The 17,335-nt window shown below is 64.2% G+C and carries 16 protein-coding genes; 10 read left to right on the top strand and 6 right to left on the bottom strand.

What is annotated here, in order from left to right; all coding sequences use genetic code 11:
- The first annotated feature begins 170 nt into the window (after nucleotides 1-170).
- Both AC1Z3V_RS09040 and AC1Z3V_RS09035 read left to right on the top strand, forming a co-directional pair.
- On the top strand, nucleotides 171-3,314 hold the full coding sequence (locus AC1Z3V_RS09040) for an efflux RND transporter permease subunit (protein WP_483498394.1): 3,144 nt from the start codon (nucleotides 171-173) through the stop codon (nucleotides 3,312-3,314).
- Nucleotides 3,315-3,329: 15 nt separating this feature from the next.
- Nucleotides 3,330-4,481 carry an efflux RND transporter periplasmic adaptor subunit gene (locus AC1Z3V_RS09035; RefSeq protein ID WP_483498393.1) on the top strand — a complete coding sequence of 384 codons (1,152 nt, stop codon included), beginning with the start codon at nucleotides 3,330-3,332 and terminating at the stop codon, nucleotides 4,479-4,481.
- A gap of 143 nt (nucleotides 4,482-4,624) precedes the next feature.
- Here AC1Z3V_RS09035 and AC1Z3V_RS09030 read toward each other — a convergent pair whose 3' ends face one another.
- The gene (locus AC1Z3V_RS09030) at nucleotides 4,625-5,083 is read right to left on the bottom strand and encodes an SRPBCC family protein (protein ID WP_173518941.1); all 459 of its coding nucleotides are present in this window, start codon (nucleotides 5,081-5,083) and stop codon (nucleotides 4,625-4,627) included.
- A gap of 146 nt (nucleotides 5,084-5,229) precedes the next feature.
- Between AC1Z3V_RS09030 and AC1Z3V_RS09025 the strand changes: the two genes are divergently transcribed.
- The gene (locus AC1Z3V_RS09025) at nucleotides 5,230-6,288 is read left to right on the top strand and encodes an adenylate/guanylate cyclase domain-containing protein (protein WP_483498392.1); all 1,059 of its coding nucleotides are present in this window, start codon (nucleotides 5,230-5,232) and stop codon (nucleotides 6,286-6,288) included.
- On the opposite strand, the gene AC1Z3V_RS09020 is transcribed toward AC1Z3V_RS09025, so the two are convergent.
- On the bottom strand, nucleotides 6,269-7,285 hold the full coding sequence (locus AC1Z3V_RS09020; RefSeq protein ID WP_483498391.1) for an AraC family transcriptional regulator: 1,017 nt from the start codon (nucleotides 7,283-7,285) through the stop codon (nucleotides 6,269-6,271). The genes AC1Z3V_RS09025 and AC1Z3V_RS09020 overlap by 20 nt on opposite strands.
- A gap of 54 nt (nucleotides 7,286-7,339) precedes the next feature.
- Here AC1Z3V_RS09020 and AC1Z3V_RS09015 point away from each other — a divergent pair, with 54 nt between their 5' ends.
- The 4 genes from AC1Z3V_RS09015 (at nucleotide 7,340) to fabF (ending at nucleotide 11,711) form a co-directional block, all read left to right on the top strand.
- Nucleotides 7,340-8,353, top strand: a complete 1,014-nt coding sequence (locus tag AC1Z3V_RS09015) for an SDR family NAD(P)-dependent oxidoreductase (RefSeq protein ID WP_483498390.1) — start codon at nucleotides 7,340-7,342, stop codon at nucleotides 8,351-8,353.
- A gap of 117 nt (nucleotides 8,354-8,470) precedes the next feature.
- Nucleotides 8,471-9,076, top strand: coding sequence for a TetR/AcrR family transcriptional regulator (locus tag AC1Z3V_RS09010; protein ID WP_483498389.1), 606 nt, complete (start codon nucleotides 8,471-8,473; stop codon nucleotides 9,074-9,076).
- A 45-nt stretch (nucleotides 9,077-9,121) separates the two neighbouring features.
- Nucleotides 9,122-10,315 carry an acetyl-CoA C-acyltransferase gene (locus AC1Z3V_RS09005; protein ID WP_483498388.1) on the top strand — a complete coding sequence of 398 codons (1,194 nt, stop codon included), beginning with the start codon at nucleotides 9,122-9,124 and terminating at the stop codon, nucleotides 10,313-10,315.
- Nucleotides 10,316-10,442: 127 nt separating this feature from the next.
- A complete protein-coding gene (fabF, locus tag AC1Z3V_RS09000) occupies nucleotides 10,443-11,711 on the top strand; it encodes a beta-ketoacyl-ACP synthase II (protein WP_483498387.1) in 1,269 nt (422 codons plus the stop codon).
- 24 nt (nucleotides 11,712-11,735) lie between these two features.
- Here the strand turns inward: fabF and AC1Z3V_RS08995 are convergent, their stop codons facing one another.
- Nucleotides 11,736-12,191, bottom strand: coding sequence for an Lrp/AsnC family transcriptional regulator (locus AC1Z3V_RS08995; protein ID WP_173518946.1), 456 nt, complete (start codon nucleotides 12,189-12,191; stop codon nucleotides 11,736-11,738).
- 116 nt (nucleotides 12,192-12,307) lie between these two features.
- Here AC1Z3V_RS08995 and AC1Z3V_RS08990 point away from each other — a divergent pair, with 116 nt between their 5' ends.
- Nucleotides 12,308-13,219, top strand: coding sequence for a DMT family transporter (locus AC1Z3V_RS08990; protein ID WP_483498386.1), 912 nt, complete (start codon nucleotides 12,308-12,310; stop codon nucleotides 13,217-13,219).
- A 25-nt stretch (nucleotides 13,220-13,244) separates the two neighbouring features.
- A complete protein-coding gene (locus AC1Z3V_RS08985) occupies nucleotides 13,245-14,450 on the top strand; it encodes an aromatic amino acid transaminase (RefSeq protein ID WP_483498385.1) in 1,206 nt (401 codons plus the stop codon).
- Between the two features lie 55 nt (nucleotides 14,451-14,505).
- Here AC1Z3V_RS08985 and AC1Z3V_RS08980 read toward each other — a convergent pair whose 3' ends face one another.
- On the bottom strand, nucleotides 14,506-14,988 hold the full coding sequence (locus AC1Z3V_RS08980; protein WP_483498384.1) for a methyltransferase family protein: 483 nt from the start codon (nucleotides 14,986-14,988) through the stop codon (nucleotides 14,506-14,508).
- Nucleotides 14,989-15,153: 165 nt separating this feature from the next.
- Between AC1Z3V_RS08980 and AC1Z3V_RS08975 the strand changes: the two genes are divergently transcribed.
- The gene (locus AC1Z3V_RS08975) at nucleotides 15,154-15,579 is read left to right on the top strand and encodes an OsmC family protein (RefSeq protein WP_483498383.1); all 426 of its coding nucleotides are present in this window, start codon (nucleotides 15,154-15,156) and stop codon (nucleotides 15,577-15,579) included.
- 66 nt (nucleotides 15,580-15,645) lie between these two features.
- Here AC1Z3V_RS08975 and AC1Z3V_RS08970 read toward each other — a convergent pair whose 3' ends face one another.
- Both AC1Z3V_RS08970 and AC1Z3V_RS08965 read right to left on the bottom strand, forming a co-directional pair.
- Nucleotides 15,646-16,026: a VOC family protein gene (locus AC1Z3V_RS08970; protein ID WP_483498382.1), complete on the bottom strand. Its 381-nt coding sequence runs from the start codon at nucleotides 16,024-16,026 to the stop codon at nucleotides 15,646-15,648.
- A gap of 263 nt (nucleotides 16,027-16,289) precedes the next feature.
- A complete protein-coding gene (locus tag AC1Z3V_RS08965; protein ID WP_483498381.1) occupies nucleotides 16,290-17,261 on the bottom strand; it encodes an aldo/keto reductase in 972 nt (323 codons plus the stop codon).
- Nucleotides 17,262-17,335: the final 74 nt, after the last annotated feature.

Raw genomic sequence — 17,335 nt, 5'->3', positions numbered from 1 at the left:
ATCATGATCTCGTGCTGGAGCCTGACAATGCGCATGCTGGATGGGCTTAAGGCTGGAAAATACGTCTCTGACCTGATGGTCTGCGTGGCAGGCGCGCGCGTGACCGGTTTCAAAACGTTCCGACTTGCCGCCCGACGGGCTGGCGGCGCTCCAAAAGGATCGATCCTGCCATGATCGACTTCTTCATTCACCGGCCGATCTTCGCATCGGCGATAGCGATCATCATGACGCTCGCCGGCGGCATCTGCTATTTCCTGCTGCCGATCTCGCAGTTTCCCGACGTGACGCCGCCGCAGATCGTCGTCGCCGCCAATTATCCGGGTGCCAGCGCCCAGGTGGTTGCCGACACGGTGACGACGCCGCTCGAACAGCAGATCAACGGCGTGCCGGGCATGCTCTACATGACCTCGACGAGTTCGAACGACGGTTCGTCGCGGATCATCATCTCATTCGAGGTGGGCTATCCGATCGACGTCGCGGCGCTCGACGTGCAGAACCGCGTCTCGCAGGCGGCATCCTCGCTTCCCGCGCTCGTCAACCAGACCGGCGTCACCATCGCCAAGCAGATCCCCAATTTCACCGTGCTGGTGAGCCTGGATTCGCCGGACAATTCGGTCGATTTCGCCTCGGTCAGCAACTACGCCTACCTGCAGATACTCGATCCACTGAAGCGCCTGCCCGGCATCGGCGACGTCCAGCTTTTCGGCGAGCGCCGTTATTCGATGCGCGTCTGGCTCGATCCCGACCGCATGGCCAATCTCGGTATCACTGCCGTCGACGTCCAGAACGTCATCGCCGAGCAGAACATCCAGGTCGCGGGCGGCAAGGTCGGGCAATCGCCGGCGCCAGCCGGCACGCCCTTCGAGATGCAGATCAATGCGCTCGGCCGGTTGAGCGACCCCTCGCAGTTCGGCGATATCGTGCTGCGGGCCGACCAGACGACCGGGGCGACGACCAGGCTGCGCGATGTGGCGCGCATCGAACTCGGGGCACTGCTCTATTCGTCCTCCGTCACCTTCAACGGCAAGGAGAGCGTGGTGCTTGCCGTGTTCCAGGCGCCGGGCTCCAACGCGCTCGATCTGCAGAGCCGCGTGCAGGCGAAAATGGACGAGCTTTCGCAGCGCTTCCCCGCAGGCATCGCCTATCACATGTTCTACGACACCACGCGGTTCGTCTCGGCGGCGATGAAGGACGTCGTCTTCACGCTGCTCGAGGCCCTGGCCCTCGTCGTTTTCGTCGTCTTCCTCTTCCTGCAGAGCCTGCGCACCACGATCATCCCGACGATCGCCATTCCAGTCTCGCTGATCGCGACCCTCGTCGTCATGTATCTGCTGGGCTTCTCGTTGAACATGCTGAGCCTGCTCGGCATGGTGCTCGCCATCGGCCTCGTGGTGGATGATGCGATCGTCGTCGTCGAAAACGTCGAAAGGCAGTTGGAGTCCGGCCTGCCGCCGCTTGCCGCCACACGCAAGGCCATGCAGGAGGTCACGGGTCCGATCATCGCGACGACGGCCGTGCTTCTCGCCGTCTTTGTGCCGGTCGCCTTCATTCCGGGCGTCGCCGGTAGCCTTTACAATCAGTTCGCCTTGACGGTCGCGATTTCGGTGGCTTTCTCCGCCTTCAATTCGCTGACCCTCAGCCCGGCGTTGAGCGCCGCCTTTTTGCGCTATCGCGGCGAACCGCGCTTTGCACCGTTCCGCTGGTTCAACACCGGCTTCCATGCGTTGTCGCACGGCTATGCGCGCAGCGTCGCCGGGCTCGTGCGCTGGCATTGGGCACTGTTTGCCCTCTTCCTGCTGGCGATCGGCTCCACCTACGCGCTATGGCAGCGCACCCCGTCGACCTTCCTGCCGGTCGAGGACCAGGGCTATTTCTTCGTGGTCATCCAGCTTCCGGATGGCGCCTCGCTCGAACGCACCGAGGCCGTCGCGCAGCGATCCGAGGAAATCCTCCGCGGCACCGCAGGCGTCGATTTCGTCGGTTCCGTCGTCGGCTTCAATTTCCTGTCCTTCGCCGCCCAATCGAACTCCGCCGTGCAATTCGCCGTGCTGAAACCATGGGACGAGCGGCCGCCGGAACAGGGCGCCTCGGCGCTCCGCCAGGCCGTGCAGCCGCAGCTCCTGCAGATCCCGGACGCCCTCGTGCTCGCCTTCGATCCGCCATCTATCCAGGGGCTTGGCGCTACGGGCGGTTTCGAATTTCAGGTGGAGGACCTGGGCGGACGCAGCGCCCAAGCGCTGAACGACGCAACGCAGGCACTGATTGCCGAGGCGCGCAAGCAGCCCGAGATCAACCCCTATCAGCTCTTCACCACCTTCAGCACGTCGAGCCCGCAATTCGACTATGACCTCGACCGCGACAAGGCAAAGCTCCTCGGGCTCACTTTGCCTGATATCTTCAACACGCTGCAGATCTATTTCGGCTCGCTCTATGTCAACGACTTCAACCTCTTCGGCCGCACGTTCCGCGTGACGCTGCAGGCCGACCAGGCCGCCCGGGCCTCGGCCACGGATCTTTCGCGCCTTTACGTGCGCAACACCCGGGGTGAAATGGTGCCGCTCAACACGCTTGGGACCTTCAGGCCGACGGTCGGCCCCGAGACCGTCACCCACTACAACAACTACCCGTCGGCGCTGATCAACGGTGCGGCAGCGCCCGGCTTCAGCTCTAGCCAGGCAGTGGCGGCAATGGAGCGCGTTGCCCGTACGACGCTGCCGCGGGACTACACATTCGAGTGGACCGGCATTACCTATCAGGAGATCCGGGCAGGCTCGATCGCCGCGCTCGTCTTTGCGCTCGCACTCGTCTTCTGTTTCCTGATCCTGGCCGCCCAGTATGAAAGCTGGTCGATGCCCTTCATGGTGCTGCTTTCGGTGCCGCTCGCGCTTCTGGGCGCGCTTTCGGCGCTGTGGCTGCGCGGAATGCAGATCGACGTCTATTCGCAGATCGGTTTCGTGATGCTGGTAGGACTTGCTGCCAAGAATGCCATCCTGATCGTCGAATTCGCCCGTCGCCGGCGCGAGGAAGGGCTGGATGTGGTCGCCGCGGCTGCGGAAGCAGCCCGCCTGCGCCTACGGCCGATCCTGATGACGGCCTTCGCCTTCATCCTCGGCGTGCTGCCGCTGATGTACGCCAGGGGCGCAGGGGCCGCCAGCCGCCAGTCGATCGGCACCACGGTCTTCGGTGGTATGCTGGCCGCGACCATTCTCACACTCATTTTCGTCCCGGTCTTCTACGCGGTCATCGAGCAATGGCGGGAGGGGGTCTCGTCCAAGCCCGTGGGTCCGAGCCAAGAGCCGGAGGCGGCGGAATAGGAATTGGAGCCTGATATGCGTGGTTCGAAACTGGTCCTTGCCGCAGTGGTCGTGAGTGCCGCCCTTGTCGCGGCCTATCATTACAAGAACGGGGGCTTTGAGATCAAAGGCGGCGATGCCGGCGCAGCGGTGGGGCCGCCGCAGCAGGCGATGCCCGTTCCCGTCGCGTCGGTCGTCAAAAAGACGGTCCCGATCTATTTCGACTATTCGGCGCGCACCGAGGCGATCCGCAACGTGACGCTTCGCGCCAAAATCACCGGCTATATCGAGTCACAGGCGGTACCTGACGGCGCGGACGTGAAGCACGGCGACCTTCTCTACCGGATCGACGCCCGCGATTACCGCGCGCAACTCGATCAGGCAAAGGCCCAGGTCGAACGCGATGAGGCATCGCTTGCTTACCTTCGTTCCAATCTCACGCGCGGCAACGAGCTCGCGACCACAGGCTATCTCGACAAAGACAGTTTCGACCAGCGCCAGAGTGCCGTGCATCAGGCGGAGGCGGCGCTCGCCATGTCGCGGGCGGCGGTTCGCACCGCGGAGATCAACCTCGATTACACCGAGATCCACGCTCCCTTCGCCGGCCGCTTGGGCCGCAACCAGGCGCCGGAGGGTACGCTGGTCAGCAACACGACCGGAACTCCGCTCAACAACCTGGTGCAGCTTTCGCCGATCTACGTCTCGTTCAACCCGAGCGAATCCGAGCTCGCCGACATCCAGAAGGCTCGGACGAAAGGCAAGGTGGAGGCCGAAGTGCTTCTGCCCGGCGATACCGAGCCGCGCTATCGCGGCGACCTCAGCTTCATCAACAACTCGGTCGAGGGCAATACCGGGACGGTCGTGGCGCGTGTGACGATCGACAACACGGACCTGACCCTGCTCCCCGGCCAATATGTCCGCGTGCGGCTGAAGATCAGGGATGAGCAGAACGTGCTGATGGTGCCGGAAACGGCGCTCGGTTCAAGCCAGCTCGGCAAATACGTCTATGTCGTCGGCAAGGGCGACACGGTCGAACAGCGGCTGGTCTCCCTTGGCCCGACGAGCGGCAGCCTCATCGGCCTGACGTCGGGGGTTTCGGAGGGCGATCGGGTGATCGCCGGAAACCTGCAGAAGATCTTCCCCGGCGCTCCGGTCAAGCCGATGCCTGCGGAGCAGGCGCAGAAGTAGCGTTCCCTCCACGACCTGCGGGAGCCGGTGCCGGTATTTCGCCGAGCGCTACAATGCCGACGAAGGCCGTCATACCTACGCGTCGGTGGCAGATGTCACGCCGGATGCGCTTTTGCCGATGTGTCTGATCGGGGGAGAGATGGTCAACTGCTGCTGCCGTCGCGGCCGAGCCATGGATCCGGCCCGGGATCTCGCCCCGACGCGACCTGCCCCAAGCGCTCCAGATAGTGCGCCCAACCTTCCGCATGGCCGGCGCATTGCTCGGAATTGGGCAACCCCGTGTGGGTGAGACGCAGCAGCGTTCCATCCGGTTGTTCGATCAGGTCGATCTCGACCAGACTGGAACCGGGCGGGACGATGTCGCTGCCCTCCCAGCCGAAGCTGTAGGCGAGCCGATGCACCGGCACCACCTCACGGAAGGATCCGCGGGCAAACCGGGCGCCGGTCACGTTGACGAGGTAGAGACCGCCGGGCTCCGCCTTGGTGTCGGCTTCCGTTCCCATCCAGCGGAGGATCTTCTCCGGATCGGTCAAGAGAGCGAAGACGGCAGCAGGCGGTGCCTGAATATGCGTTTCGCGGCGGACGACGAGGGCTTCCTGCATCGGTCTTCCCTTTGCTATTTGGCCTGCCCGCCGGCTCTTAAGAAAGGAAGCACGGAACCCAGGCTGCCGCGATCATAGACCCGCGCGGCCAATGGCGCCACCGGGATGGCTCTTGCCCGAACGGGTCCCGGCGCTATCATTCCGGCATGGATTTGTCCGCACCCCTCGCCTGGCTGGTGGATGAAGCGAGCGCCGCGCCTGAACCGGACCGTTTCCTGGCGCAGCTTGGACGTCTGCTTGTCGCCGACGAACTGCCGCTTGCCGGCGGTGCCCTCACCCTTTCCGTGCCGCACCCGATCATCGCTCGCCGTAGCTGGTTGTGGCGGGCAGAGACCGGCGTGGTGATCGAAAGCCTGGGCTTTGCGGGCGCAGTCTCCGATCGGGCAGGTCAAGATTGGCTGGCCGGGCTGGGGCCGGTGCTGGAACAATCGACCGGTTCGGGAACGGATCGGGCGACGCTCGCTTGGGCCGGCACCCGCCCGTTCGACCCGGCCGAGACGGCAAAACTTCGTCAGGTCGCCCGCTTCGCCGCCGCCCCCTTGGCCGCTCTTGTCGAGCGGGCAGCGCTCGCTGCGCTGCTCGAAGCCTATCTCGGCCGCCGCAGCGCCGCCCGCGTCCGGGCCGGGGCGCTCACCCGCGGAACCGGGGAAACCATTCCCGCAGCATTGTTTTACGCCGATCTGCGCAATTTCACCGTTCTGTCCGAAGCGACGGAACCCGCTTTGGTGATCGCGGCACTCGACGCCTGGTTCGATCGCGTGGCCGGCGCGATCCATGCCTTCGGCGGCGAGGTGCTGAAATTCATCGGCGATGGCGTCCTGGCGATTTTCCCGGTCACTGGTTCGCCGACCGAAGCCTGTGATGCGGCTTTGCGCGCGGTCACGGCCGCTCGCGCCGGCATGGCCCATCTCGATCAGACACGGCAGGCCGAGGGTCTGCCGCCGCTCTCCTTCGGCGTGGCCCTGCATCTCGGCGACATTCTCTGGGGCAACATCGGCGCAGCCGACCGGCTCGATTTCACCGCCATCGGTTCGGCAGTCAATCTCGTCAGCCGCCTCGAGGGATTGTGCCGGCCGCTCGGCCGGTCGGTACTGATCTCGGGCGCCGTTGCCGCAGCGACCTCGACGCCGCTCCTGCCGCTCGGCGATCACACCTTGCGCGGCATCGCAACACCTTGCGCCGTCTTCACCCTGCCGGACGCGTAGGGCCACCGTTGGGCTGCCGGTCAGAGCGCGCTCGGCGAGAGTTGGCCAAACCGCCAGCGTTCGTGCGCTGCCGCGGCGAGCGGCCCATGACACGTTTGAACGCGGTGCTGAAGGCGGCTTCCGAGGCGTAGCCGACAGACTGCGCGACCATCGCCACCGACTGGCCACCATCCTGTAGCTTTCGCTCTGCCAGCCGCATGCGCCATTCGGCGAGATAGCCGAGCGGGGCGATGCCTGCGACGGTCTTGAAGTAGGTGGCAAAGGCCGTACGCGACATTGCCGCGGCGCGGGCCAACTCCGGCAAGTGCCAGTTGCGTGTCGGGTCGCCATGCATCAATAAGAGCGCCGGCGCCAGCTTGGGATCGCAGGCGACACGCAGCCAGCCGACATCGACGCCGCGCTCGCGTGAAAGGTACCCCCTGAGGATCTGCAGAAACATCAGATGGGCGAGGCCCGTGCGTGCGGCATCCGCGCCGGGTGTGCTGTCCATCGTTTCCTGCACCAGTTCCCGGATCAGCCATTGCAGTTGACCCGCCCCGGCATCGTCGCTTTGCAGGTGAATAACCGGCGGTAGATTGTCGATGAGCAGCCGGCTGCTCGCAGTGCCGAGGTCGATATGGCCGCCCATGAACAGGAAATCCTCGCCCTGCCCCAGCGACGCCATGCGCTTGCCTTCGGTATAGAGGTCACAGGCATCGATGGGGGAAATCCCATCTGCGCTGGCAATCGTAAACGGAGCCGCTGTCGAAAGCAGCACGACATCGCCGGTAGCAAGCTGCAACGGATCGCCGAGGCCATCGACCGCAAGCAGGCAGGCCCCGCGGGCAATGGCGAAGAACTTGATCTTTTCCGGCGGCGGAAAGCGGATAGCCCAATCGCCGCCGGCACTGAAACCGCCGGCATAGACCGCTCGGGCTTCGATCAGCGACAAGATGGAGGAAAGCGGATCTTGGTCCATTTCTGAACTATGGCGAAAGAACTGCGGATTCTCAAGCATTCATAATTCGTGGGATGATAAATATCTCCAGGGTGCATCAACTGGAGACCCACCATGTCCACTTTGCAAGAGCCCATCAACTCCGGCTTCACCGCCGCCTCGACCACATCGGATGTCATCCGCGGCATCGACCTCACCGACAAGATCGCCATCGTTACGGGCGGCTATTCCGGCCTTGGCCTCGAGACTGTACGAACCTTTGCGCAGGCTGGCGCCAAAGTGGTCGTGCCGGCTCGCGACGTCGAACGCGCCCGCATGTCGATCGCAGAGGTTGCAGCCGGGATAGAAGTGCGACCGATGAACCTAACCGATCCGGCCTCGATCGACTCTTTCGCTGACGATTTCCTTGCCTCCGGCCTGCCGCTCCATATCCTCGTCAACAGCGCCGGTATCATGGCCGTCGATGAACTGACGCGTGACGCGCGCGGCAACGAACTGCAATTCTCTACGAACCATCTCGGCCATTTCCAACTGGTTGCGCGGCTCTGGCCGGCGATGCGGCGGGCACAAGGCGCGCGCGTCGTTTCCGTATCTTCCGCCGGGCACCGCTTTTCGCCCGTGATGTTCGACGATATCAATTTCGAGCGCCGCGCCTATGATCCGTGGCTCGCCTACGGCCAGTCGAAAACGGCGAATGTTCTCTTTGCCACGGCGCTCGACGCACGCGGCAAGGGTCACGGGATTCGTGCCTTCTCCCTGCATCCGGGCGGCATCGTCGGAACCGGGCTGACCCGCCATCTCTCGGTCAAGACTTTGCAGGCGCACGGTGCGCTGGACGACAAGGGCGAACCGATCCTCGACCCGTCGCGCGACCTGAAGACGCCGGCACAAGGGGCCGCCACCCAGGTCTGGTGCGCGACCAGCCCGCAGCTTGACGGCAAAGGCGGGGTGTTCTGCCTGGACTCTGATATCGCGCCGCAGCTTCCCCCGGACACACCCTGGTCGATCGCGCGCCATACGACATCTGCCCGCCTCTCCGGTGTCGAGGCCTATGCCGTCGATCGAGGGGCCGCCGAGCGGCTCTGGTTCATTAGCGAGACGATGACCGGTGTGCGGCTAGGCGCCTGAAGCGCCCTCAGCGGCCACTCAAGCGGCCGCTGAGATTGCGATCACCATCTATGCTTGACGAATAGATGGTGATCGCAATATATTCTGGCTGTCGCATTTTCCTGATGGGAGCAGGCCATGAGAGTGAGCCGCGCACAGGCGGAGGAAAACCGCCGAACGGTCATCGACGTCGCCAGTCGCCTTTTTCGGGAGAACGGCTTCGACGGCATCGGCCTGAACGACCTGATGAAGGGCGCAGGACTGACCCAAGGCGGCTTCTACAAGCAATTCGAATCCAAGGACGACCTCATCGTCCAGGCCTCCTCCAAGGCCTTGGAGAAGGGCGTGGCGAACTGGACCGGGGTCGTCTCCAAAGCGGCCGGCAAACCGCTTCGCGCCCTGCTCCGCTTCTACCTGTCGGATACGCACCGCCATGAAAAGGCGGACGGATGCGCCTTGGCAGCGCTCGCGCCGGAGGCTGCCCGCCGCGGCAAGGCGCTTCGCCAGGTTTTCGAGGCCGGCGTCGAAAGCCATCTCGATATTCTCGATGGCATGATGACACCTGCGCCGGGACAGGAGGCGCGTGACCAATCGATCGTCGCACTCTCGACCATGGTCGGTGCACTGATGCTGTCTCGGGCCGTCGACGACGCGCAACTCTCCAATAGGTTCCTGAAGGCGGGCGCGGACCATCTGTTTCCGGAACCCTCTACCGGGGACGCGTCCCAACATCTGCCTCAGTGAGCGGCGGGCACCGCACCGTCATTTTCCAGCCGGAAAGGTTTCGACATGTCCAGTCCCATTGATCCGATCGTCATCGTATCGGCGGTGCGCACGCCGCTTGGCCGCTTTCTTGGCGATCTGGCTCCGGTCCAGGCAAGCGCACTTGGCGCCCACGTCATTCACGCCGCACTTGAACGGGCCCGGCTCTCACCCGATCGGCCGGACGAGGTGCTGATGGGTTGCGTGCTTCCCGCTGGCCAGGGACAGGCACCGGCCAGGCAGGCCGCCCGCCGCGCCGGCCTGCCCGATGCCGTCGGCGCCACCACGATCAACAAGGTCTGCGGTTCCGGCATGAAGGCGACCATGCTGGCGCATGATCTCATTCTCGCCGGATCGATCGATGTCGCGGTCGCCGGCGGCATGGAGTCTATGTCGAACGCGCCCTATCTACTCCCCAAGGCGCGGGCCGGCTATCGCGCCGGGCACGACCACATCTTCGACCATATGATGCTCGATGGCTTGGAAGATGCCTATGAGCCCGGCCGGCCGATGGGTGATTTCGGCGAGGCGGCGGCCGAAGCCTATGGGTTCAGCCGCGCGGATCAGGACGCCTATGCGGTTGAGACGCTGACACGTGCCCGCGCCGCGATCGAAACCGGTGACTTCGCCGACGAGATCGCACCGATCACCGTCGCTGCCAAGGGGGCAGACAAGGTCATCGATAGCGACGAACATCCGCTGAAAGTGTCGCCCGAAAAGATCCCGAACTTGAAGCCCGCCTTTCGCGCCAATGGCACGATCACGGCCGCCAGCGCGTCGGCCAATGCCGATGGCGCGGCCGCTCTCGTCCTGACCCGCCGCTCGATCGCCGAGCGCGAAGGCATGCCGATCCTTGCTGAAATCAGGGCGCATGCGACGCATAGTCAGGAACCCGCCTGGTATACGACGGCGCCTATTCCCGCGATCCGCAAGCTATTGGAAAAGACCGGCTGGAGTGTCGATGACGTTGATCTCTTCGAAATCAACGAAGCCTTCGCCGTCGTCGCCATGGCCGCGGCCAGGGACCTTGGGATCGCCCGCGACCGGCTGAACGTCAATGGCGGCGCCTGCGCGCTCGGTCATCCAATCGGTGCCACCGGCGCGCGGCTGATCGTGACCCTGCTTCACGCCTTGGCACGCCGGGGGCTTTCGAAAGGCGTCGCGGCCCTGTGTATCGGCGGCGGTGAGGCCACTGCGATCGCCATCGAACGCCCACGTTGAGAGCACTGAGGATCAAAAGGGGCATCCGCGCTGCTGCACGCCCGTTGCGGCCCGCATACCAGAGCAATTTCGCAACAACACGAATGGTTTTCCGTTCGGGCTGTGTAAACCTAGGTCAGGAGAATAGATGCGTCGCATCGTCGTAACAGGCATGGGGGCCATCAGCCCTTTGGCAGCAGGCGTAGAGGCAAGCTGGTCGCGGCTTCTTGCCGGACACTCGGGGCTTCGGCGTCTGCCGGATGAGGTCGTCGCCGACCTTGGCAGCAAGATCGGCGGGACGGTGCCCACCCTTACCGACGACGCCATCGCTGGCTTCGATCCCGATCGGATCGTTCCGCCGAAGGACCAGCGCAAGATGGACCGCTTTATCCTGCTGGCGCTGGCGACAGCGGAAGAGGCAATCGAGCAGTCCGGCTGGAAGCCTGCAAGCGCGATCGAACAGCAGCGCACGGCCACGGTGATCGCGTCCGGCATCGGCGGCTTCCCGGCAATCTCGGAGGCGGTCCGCACGGTCGACCAGCGCGGTGTGCGGCGGCTCTCGCCCTTCACCGTGCCCTCGTTTCTCGTGAACCTCGCCGCCGGCCAGGTTTCGATCCGTCACGGTTTCAAAGGGCCGATCGGCGCGCCGGTAACAGCCTGCGCCGCAGGTGTCCAGGCAATCGGCGATGCGGCCCGGATGATCCGCGCTGACGAGGCGGATATCGCGATCTGCGGCGGGGCGGAAGCCTGCATCAACACCATCAGCCTCGGCGGCTTCGCCGCCGCTCGCTCCCTATCGACCGGATTCAACGAGACGCCTCATCGCGCCTCGCGACCGTTCGATGTCGATCGCGACGGCTTCGTCATGGGTGAAGGCGCCGGCATCGTCGTGATCGAGGCGCTGGAGCACGCATTGGCGCGCGGCGCGACGCCGATCGCCGAACTCGTCGGCTACGGCACGACGGCCGATGCCCACCACATCACCTCGGGCCCGGAGGACGGTGCGGGTGCCCGGCGAGCCATGGAGATCGCCATTGCCCAGGCCGGCATTCGGCCAGGCGATATCCGTCATCTCAATGCCCATGCCACATCGACGCCCGTCGGCGACAGGGGCGAAATCGAGGCGATCAAATCGGTCTTCGGCCGCAACGGAGAAATCGCCGTCAGCGCGACGAAATCCGCGACCGGACATCTGCTGGGCGCAGCCGGTGGTCTGGAGGCAGTCTTTACCGTGCTTGCGCTGCGCGACCAGACGGTGCCGCCGACGCTCAACCTTGAAACGCCGGATCCGGCTGCCGACGGCATCGACATCGTCTCTGGGGCGGCACGAAAGATGCCGCTCGATCATGCCATCTCGAACGGCTTCGGGTTCGGTGGCGTCAACGCCAGCGTCATCTTCCGACGCTGGGCGGCGTGACGAGGCCCGGCACTCGCTGGCCGCTCACAGACGCGGAAAGACGGTCGCACGCTTGACCGTGCCATAGGCAAAGCTCGTATCGATCGCCGCAATGCCCTCAATGTTGTGCAACTGCGTGCGGACGAACTGTTCGTAATCCTTGAGGCTTGTCACCAGGACACGCAGCAGATAGTCCGCCTCGCCGGTCATGACGTAACAATCCTGGATATTGTCGATTGTTCTCACCTTGCGTTCGAAGGCGGCGACGGAGGCTTCGGAGTGACGCTCCAGGCGGATGCGGACGAAGGCCGTGATCGGCAGACCATAGGCCTCCTCATCGACGATCGCCGTGTAGCCCTTGATGATCTTCGCCTCTTCGAGCAAACGCAGCCGCCTGAGGCACGGCGACGGCGACAGCGCAACCTTCTCGGAAAGGTCCTGATTGGAAAGGCGGCCGTCCTTCTGCAGCGCCCAGATGATCTGCCTGTCCTTTTCGTCCATTCACCCCTCCTTGTTGGCAGATTCTGCCAAAGTCCATGTGCCAGGCCAGTGAAATAGCAAGAAATCGACAGCCCGAGAAGCATATCATGTGAGCCATCCAGACAGCGAGGCTCCGCATGACCGATGTGACGTCAGATTTCCAGCAATCGAGAACCGGATGGCTGACACCAACGGCAACCGGCTACGTCGTGCTCTCCATCGTCGTCTTGGTCTGGGCGGGTTTTGCGCTGACCATGCGGGCGATCGGGGCGTCGCCGCTCGCCACCGCCGACGTCGCCGTCATCCGTTTCGCGATCCCCATCATCGCTTTGCTGCCGGCCATCCCTCAGCGGCTCTCCGCGCTTCGCAAGGTCAAGCTACGGGATGCGGCCCTGGTCTTGCTCGGCGGCGTGCCGTTCTTCTTCGTCGTCTCCGAGGGCGCCAAGGCGACATCCGCGGCCTATGTCGGCGCGCTGGTTGCAGGAACGACGCCGCTTTCCGTTGCCTTGCTCGCGCTTCTGCTCGAGCGAAAGAGCATTGCGAGGAAGCGCTGGCTGCCACTCGCGCTGATCCTTGCCGGAGTCATCGGCATCGTCGCCGGGCAGAAGCATGCGGTAACGACCGAGACGCTGCGCGGCGTCGGCCTGCTGCTGATCGCGAGCCTTATCTGGGGCGCCTATACGATCGGCCTTCGCCGCACCGGCGTGGATGCGATCAGCAACGGTCTGCTGCTCTCCATCGGCTCGCTCGTCATCCTCGCTCCACTGCTGCTCACGGGCGCCGTCACCATGCATATCGGGCAATTTTCGTGGCACCAGGCCCTGCCCTTCATTCTGGTCCAGGGGCTCGGCGTCGGTCTCGTCTCGACCGTCGGCTACGCCTTCGCGATCTCGCGGCTCGGCGCCGCCAGAAGCGCGACGCTCGGCTCACTCGCGCCGGCGCTTGCAAGCCTGATGGCGATTCCGATCCTCGGCGAGGCCCTCGCGCTCGCGACCGCCATCGGCATCCTGGTCATCACCACGGGCGTGATCCTGGCAAACCGCCATTAGTTTCAAGAACGACAGGAACCCAAGCATGCTCGCTGCTCTGCCAATCGCCGACCCCGATCCGTTGTGGGCCCTCATCAACGCATTTCGACAGGATCGTCGCGGCGACAAGATCGACCTCGTCGTCGGGGTCTATCGCGATGCTTCGGGCCAAACTCCGGTGATGCGAGCCGTGCAGGACGCTGAGGCGCGCCTCGCTTCCGCCGTTGCCTCCAAAGCCTACAGGGCACTCTCCGGGAACCTGGCGTTCAACGATGGAATGTCGAGACTCCTTCTCGGTGAAGGCGCCGAGGCGCTCGACCGTCAATGCACGATCCAGACGGTTGGTGGCACTGGCGCGCTTCGCGTCCTCGCCGATTTCATAGCGCTCGTCTCGCCGCACGCGACGGTCTGGAACACCAATCCCGGTTATGTGAACCACCGCCCGATCATGACTGCCGCGGGCCTGATCGTGCGGGCGTTCCGTTGGCAGGAGAACGAGGCCGGCCTTGATATCGACGCGGTCGTCGCAGATCTCGAGGAAGCCCGCCGGGGTGACGTGGTTCTCCTCCATGGCTGCTGCCACAATCCCACCGGTATCGACCCGACATCACAGCAGTGGCGCCGGCTTGCCATGCTCTGCAAGGAGAGAGGACTGATCCCCCTTATCGACATGGCCTATCAGGGCTTCGGCGACGGGATCGAACAGGATGCTGCGGGCTTGCGCCATTTCGCTCAAGAACTCGACACGGTGCTCGTTGCGGCAAGTTGCTCCAAGAACATGGGCCTTTACTGCGAACGGACCGGTGCGGCGATGATGATCGCGCCAGAGAGAAACCTGCTCGGCAACATTCGTGCCACACTGGAGAGGATCACGCGAGCCAACTATTCCATGCCACCGGAGCACGGCGCTGCCATTGCCGCGCACCTCTTCGAAAGCCCCGGAATGTGGCTTTCCGAACTGGAGGCAAGCCGCTGGCGCGTCGCCGAGGTCCGCCGCGACCTCACCGCGGCGCTCGCTCGCTGCGGCGCTCCAGAGACGTTCCAGGCATTGCGCCGTCAAAAAGGCATGTTCTCGCTGCTGCCGCTCGACCAGCACCAGATGAGCCGGCTCCGCGAGGATTTCGGCGTCTATGGAACCGCGAACGGTCGCATCAACATTGCCGGGCTGTTGCCTCGCGACATCGAGCGACTGGCCGAAGCCCTCCGGGCGGTTTCAAGCTCTCCGTACCTGGTTCACGCTCGAGCGGGATGAGGAAACTGCGTGCGGTTTCCGCTCGCATCCCTCCCCTCTCACTGATCGTCGTGATCTAGAGCCAGCGCCTGACACGTCCCTTATAAGCGCGATAGACATCACCGAACTTGCGCTCGAGATAGGCTTCCTCGCGGGCGACGACGCCATAGCGGATGACAAGGTAGAAGGGGAGCAGCAGGATCAGCAGCCACAGGCTGTCGAAGACGATGGAAAAGCCGACCAAGCCGAGGAACATGCCCGTATAGATCGGGTTGCGCGTGAAGCGGTAAGGCCCGGATTCAACGATCGTGGTGGTCGGCCGGTCGATCTGGATCTCGGTTCCCGCCCGCCCGAAGGTCATGGCTGACCAGATCAGCAGTGCCAGACCGGCGAGAAAAACGATGCCACCGGCCACAACTCCGGGCACCGCGTCGGGCACAAACGGCAGCGGGTAGAGGCGGTCAAGCACGAGGCCGCCCCCTACTGCCAACACCCAGGCGATCGGCGGATGGACCACCGCGCCGGAACTGTCAGCCGATTTTCCGGTCGTCTCGTTCATCCGACTTGATGCTCGCCCTGTTTCGCGTGCAAATGAACACAGGCTCCATTTTAGCGAAAGCGGGCCATTTGCGAAAACCCTTTGAGACGTTATGTGAACTGGAGATCATCGACCCCGACCCCCTGGGTCCATGATCCGGGCAATTGCTGCAATGGGACGAGACACATGAAAGCACGCGTCAAATGGGTGGAAGACCGGACCTTCGTCGGAGAGTCTGGAAGCGGCCACAAAGTCGTATTGGGAACCGCCTTCGGTGAAGAAGGGCGCACGCCGGGGCCGAGCCCCATGGAGATGGTGCTGATCGGCACGGGCGGCTGCTCGGCCTATGATGTCGTCCACATCCTCGAAAAGGGCCGCGAACCGGTTGAGGACTGCGTTGTGGAACTCGATGCGGATCGCGCCGAGACGGAACCCCGCGTCTTCACCCGCATTCACATGCACTTCATCGTCAAGGGGCGCGGGCTGGCGGTCAACAAGGTCGAACGCGCCATCTCGCTCTCGATCGAAAAATACTGCTCAGCCTCGGCCATGCTCGCCAAGACCGCGACGATCACGCACGATTTCGAAGTGATCGACACCAGCGCCGGCTGAGACCCAACCCACCGCTCGCACCCAGCGGTACGCGTGGCATCAACGAACGTGCTCAGGGCGCGAAAGTCATCGGCCCGCTGGCTGAAACAGTTCGATGACATTTCCGGAGGGGTCGATCAGCAGGATCTGCGCCCCTCCGGGACCGGTGACGATGTCGTTGCGAAACGTGACGCCGGCGTGGCGCAGCCGTTCCACTTCGGCCTTGAGGTCGTCGACAATCAGATGGATGCGGTTCCAGCCGCCGGGCCCCGGCTTCTCGCCATCCGGCATCGGCCTGCCCGCAGAACTCGTCGGCCCGCTGAGCAGGAGCCGCAACGCACCGCGCTGGACATCCGCGAAGGCCGGCGCGTGATTCGACAGAACCGAAAAGCCGAGATGGGCCGTGTACCAGGCGATCGCCGCCTCTACGTCGTCGACCATGTAGCGGACATTGACTGTTTCCGACATTGCCTTTCCTCCAACGGAGCTCGGCCGATGCGGCTCCCTCGCGACGGCCAGTGCTTATTCCGGTAATCCCAGAAGCCTCCCGCCTCCAACATGCAGCGCAAGCAGCATCGCGTCCCTATGTGGCGACGCGAGAACGGTATCAGCGGCGCGACGCACGCCCTCCAGGCGGCCGAGTTGCGGCGAGCAATCGGCAGGCCGAACCAAGATCGATCCAGCCGCCGCGCCACTCTCCGATCCTCGGCTAGGCGGGCGAAACAGGCCGTTCAATCCCGGTAGAAGTTGCGCCGCCAGCGATGGGCGCTCAGCTTTGCGCGCTGAGCATCCGGCAAGCCCAGGCCGTCGCCGATGGCGCAATTGCGCTCGACGTTGCGCACCGAGCGCATGCCGGGAATGACCGTCGATACCGCGGGGTGGCTGAGAACGAAGCGCAGCGCCGTTTCGGCGAGCGCATCGGGCGCGATCTCCAGGTCTTCGACGATCTTCTGCGTGCGCTCCTCCACCTCGCGCTTGCGCTCGCCCCGGAAGTAGGTCTCGCGAAAATCCCCTTCGGGGAAGACGGTGTCAGCGCGGATCTGACCGGTCAGGCCGCCTTCGTCCAGCGCCACACGAACAATGACGCCGACCTTGTGTTCAAGGCATGCGGGCAGCAGCTTTTCCTCCGGCGCCTGCTCGAAGATGTTGTAGATCACCTGCACGCTGTCGACCACGCCGGTCTCGATAAGCCTCAGGGCGTTGTCGGGCTCATAGTCGTTGATCGAGACGCCGAAGTAGCGGATCTTGCCGTCACGCTTCAGCCGCTCGATCCCCTCCAGCCAGTCGCCACGACCGACCCATTCATCGGACCAGACATGGAACTGCTGAACGTCGATCGTCTCGACCCCGAGATTGCGCAAGCTCATCTCGGTACAGGCGATCACATGGTCGGCAGGAAAGGTCTGCTCAACCGGCGTGCCGGCGCGGGCAGGCCATTGCATGTTCTTCGGCGGAATCTTGGTGGCGACATGGATCGTCTCCGACCGCTCTCGCAGCAAAGCCCCGATCAGCCTCTCGCTGTGACCCTGGCCGTAGCCGAGTGCGGTGTCGATGAAGTTCACGCCCAGATCGACCGCGCGGTTGAGGGCCCGGGCGGATTCGTCGTCGCTCGCGCCCCGCCAATGGCTCTTGCCGATGCCCCAGGCACCATAGCCGATTTCGGATATGCGAAGGCCGCTGCGGCCGAAGGTTCTATAGTACATGATGAGCTCGCTGGCGTTGGAAGGGCGGCGTGTCGCCCGTTATCTAGGGTTCGGCCTTCCCCCGTCAACCGTCG

This window comes from Ensifer sp. 38_S197, from assembly GCF_056924495.1.
Note: the sequence above shows the minus strand (reverse complement) of the source record. Positions and strands in the feature narration are given on the sequence as shown.

Coding starts and splice junctions, on each gene's coding strand:
- AC1Z3V_RS09030 (WP_173518941.1), bottom strand. CDS start 5,083: ATGCAGGAAGCCCTCGTCGTCCGCCGCGAAACGCATATTCAGGCACCG.
- AC1Z3V_RS09020 (WP_483498391.1), bottom strand. CDS start 7,285: ATGCTTGAGAATCCGCAGTTCTTTCGCCATAGTTCAGAAATGGACCAA.
- AC1Z3V_RS09015 (WP_483498390.1), top strand. CDS start 7,340: ATGTCCACTTTGCAAGAGCCCATCAACTCCGGCTTCACCGCCGCCTCG.
- AC1Z3V_RS08970 (WP_483498382.1), bottom strand. CDS start 16,026: ATGTCGGAAACAGTCAATGTCCGCTACATGGTCGACGACGTAGAGGCG.
- AC1Z3V_RS09010 (WP_483498389.1), top strand. CDS start 8,471: ATGAGAGTGAGCCGCGCACAGGCGGAGGAAAACCGCCGAACGGTCATC.
- AC1Z3V_RS09035 (WP_483498393.1), top strand. CDS start 3,330: ATGCGTGGTTCGAAACTGGTCCTTGCCGCAGTGGTCGTGAGTGCCGCC.
- AC1Z3V_RS09025 (WP_483498392.1), top strand. CDS start 5,230: ATGGATTTGTCCGCACCCCTCGCCTGGCTGGTGGATGAAGCGAGCGCC.
- AC1Z3V_RS08995 (WP_173518946.1), bottom strand. CDS start 12,191: ATGGACGAAAAGGACAGGCAGATCATCTGGGCGCTGCAGAAGGACGGC.
- AC1Z3V_RS08985 (WP_483498385.1), top strand. CDS start 13,245: ATGCTCGCTGCTCTGCCAATCGCCGACCCCGATCCGTTGTGGGCCCTC.
- fabF (WP_483498387.1), top strand. CDS start 10,443: ATGCGTCGCATCGTCGTAACAGGCATGGGGGCCATCAGCCCTTTGGCA.
- AC1Z3V_RS09005 (WP_483498388.1), top strand. CDS start 9,122: ATGTCCAGTCCCATTGATCCGATCGTCATCGTATCGGCGGTGCGCACG.
- AC1Z3V_RS08965 (WP_483498381.1), bottom strand. CDS start 17,261: ATGTACTATAGAACCTTCGGCCGCAGCGGCCTTCGCATATCCGAAATC.
- AC1Z3V_RS08975 (WP_483498383.1), top strand. CDS start 15,154: ATGAAAGCACGCGTCAAATGGGTGGAAGACCGGACCTTCGTCGGAGAG.
- AC1Z3V_RS09040 (WP_483498394.1), top strand. CDS start 171: ATGATCGACTTCTTCATTCACCGGCCGATCTTCGCATCGGCGATAGCG.
- AC1Z3V_RS08990 (WP_483498386.1), top strand. CDS start 12,308: ATGACCGATGTGACGTCAGATTTCCAGCAATCGAGAACCGGATGGCTG.
- AC1Z3V_RS08980 (WP_483498384.1), bottom strand. CDS start 14,988: ATGAACGAGACGACCGGAAAATCGGCTGACAGTTCCGGCGCGGTGGTC.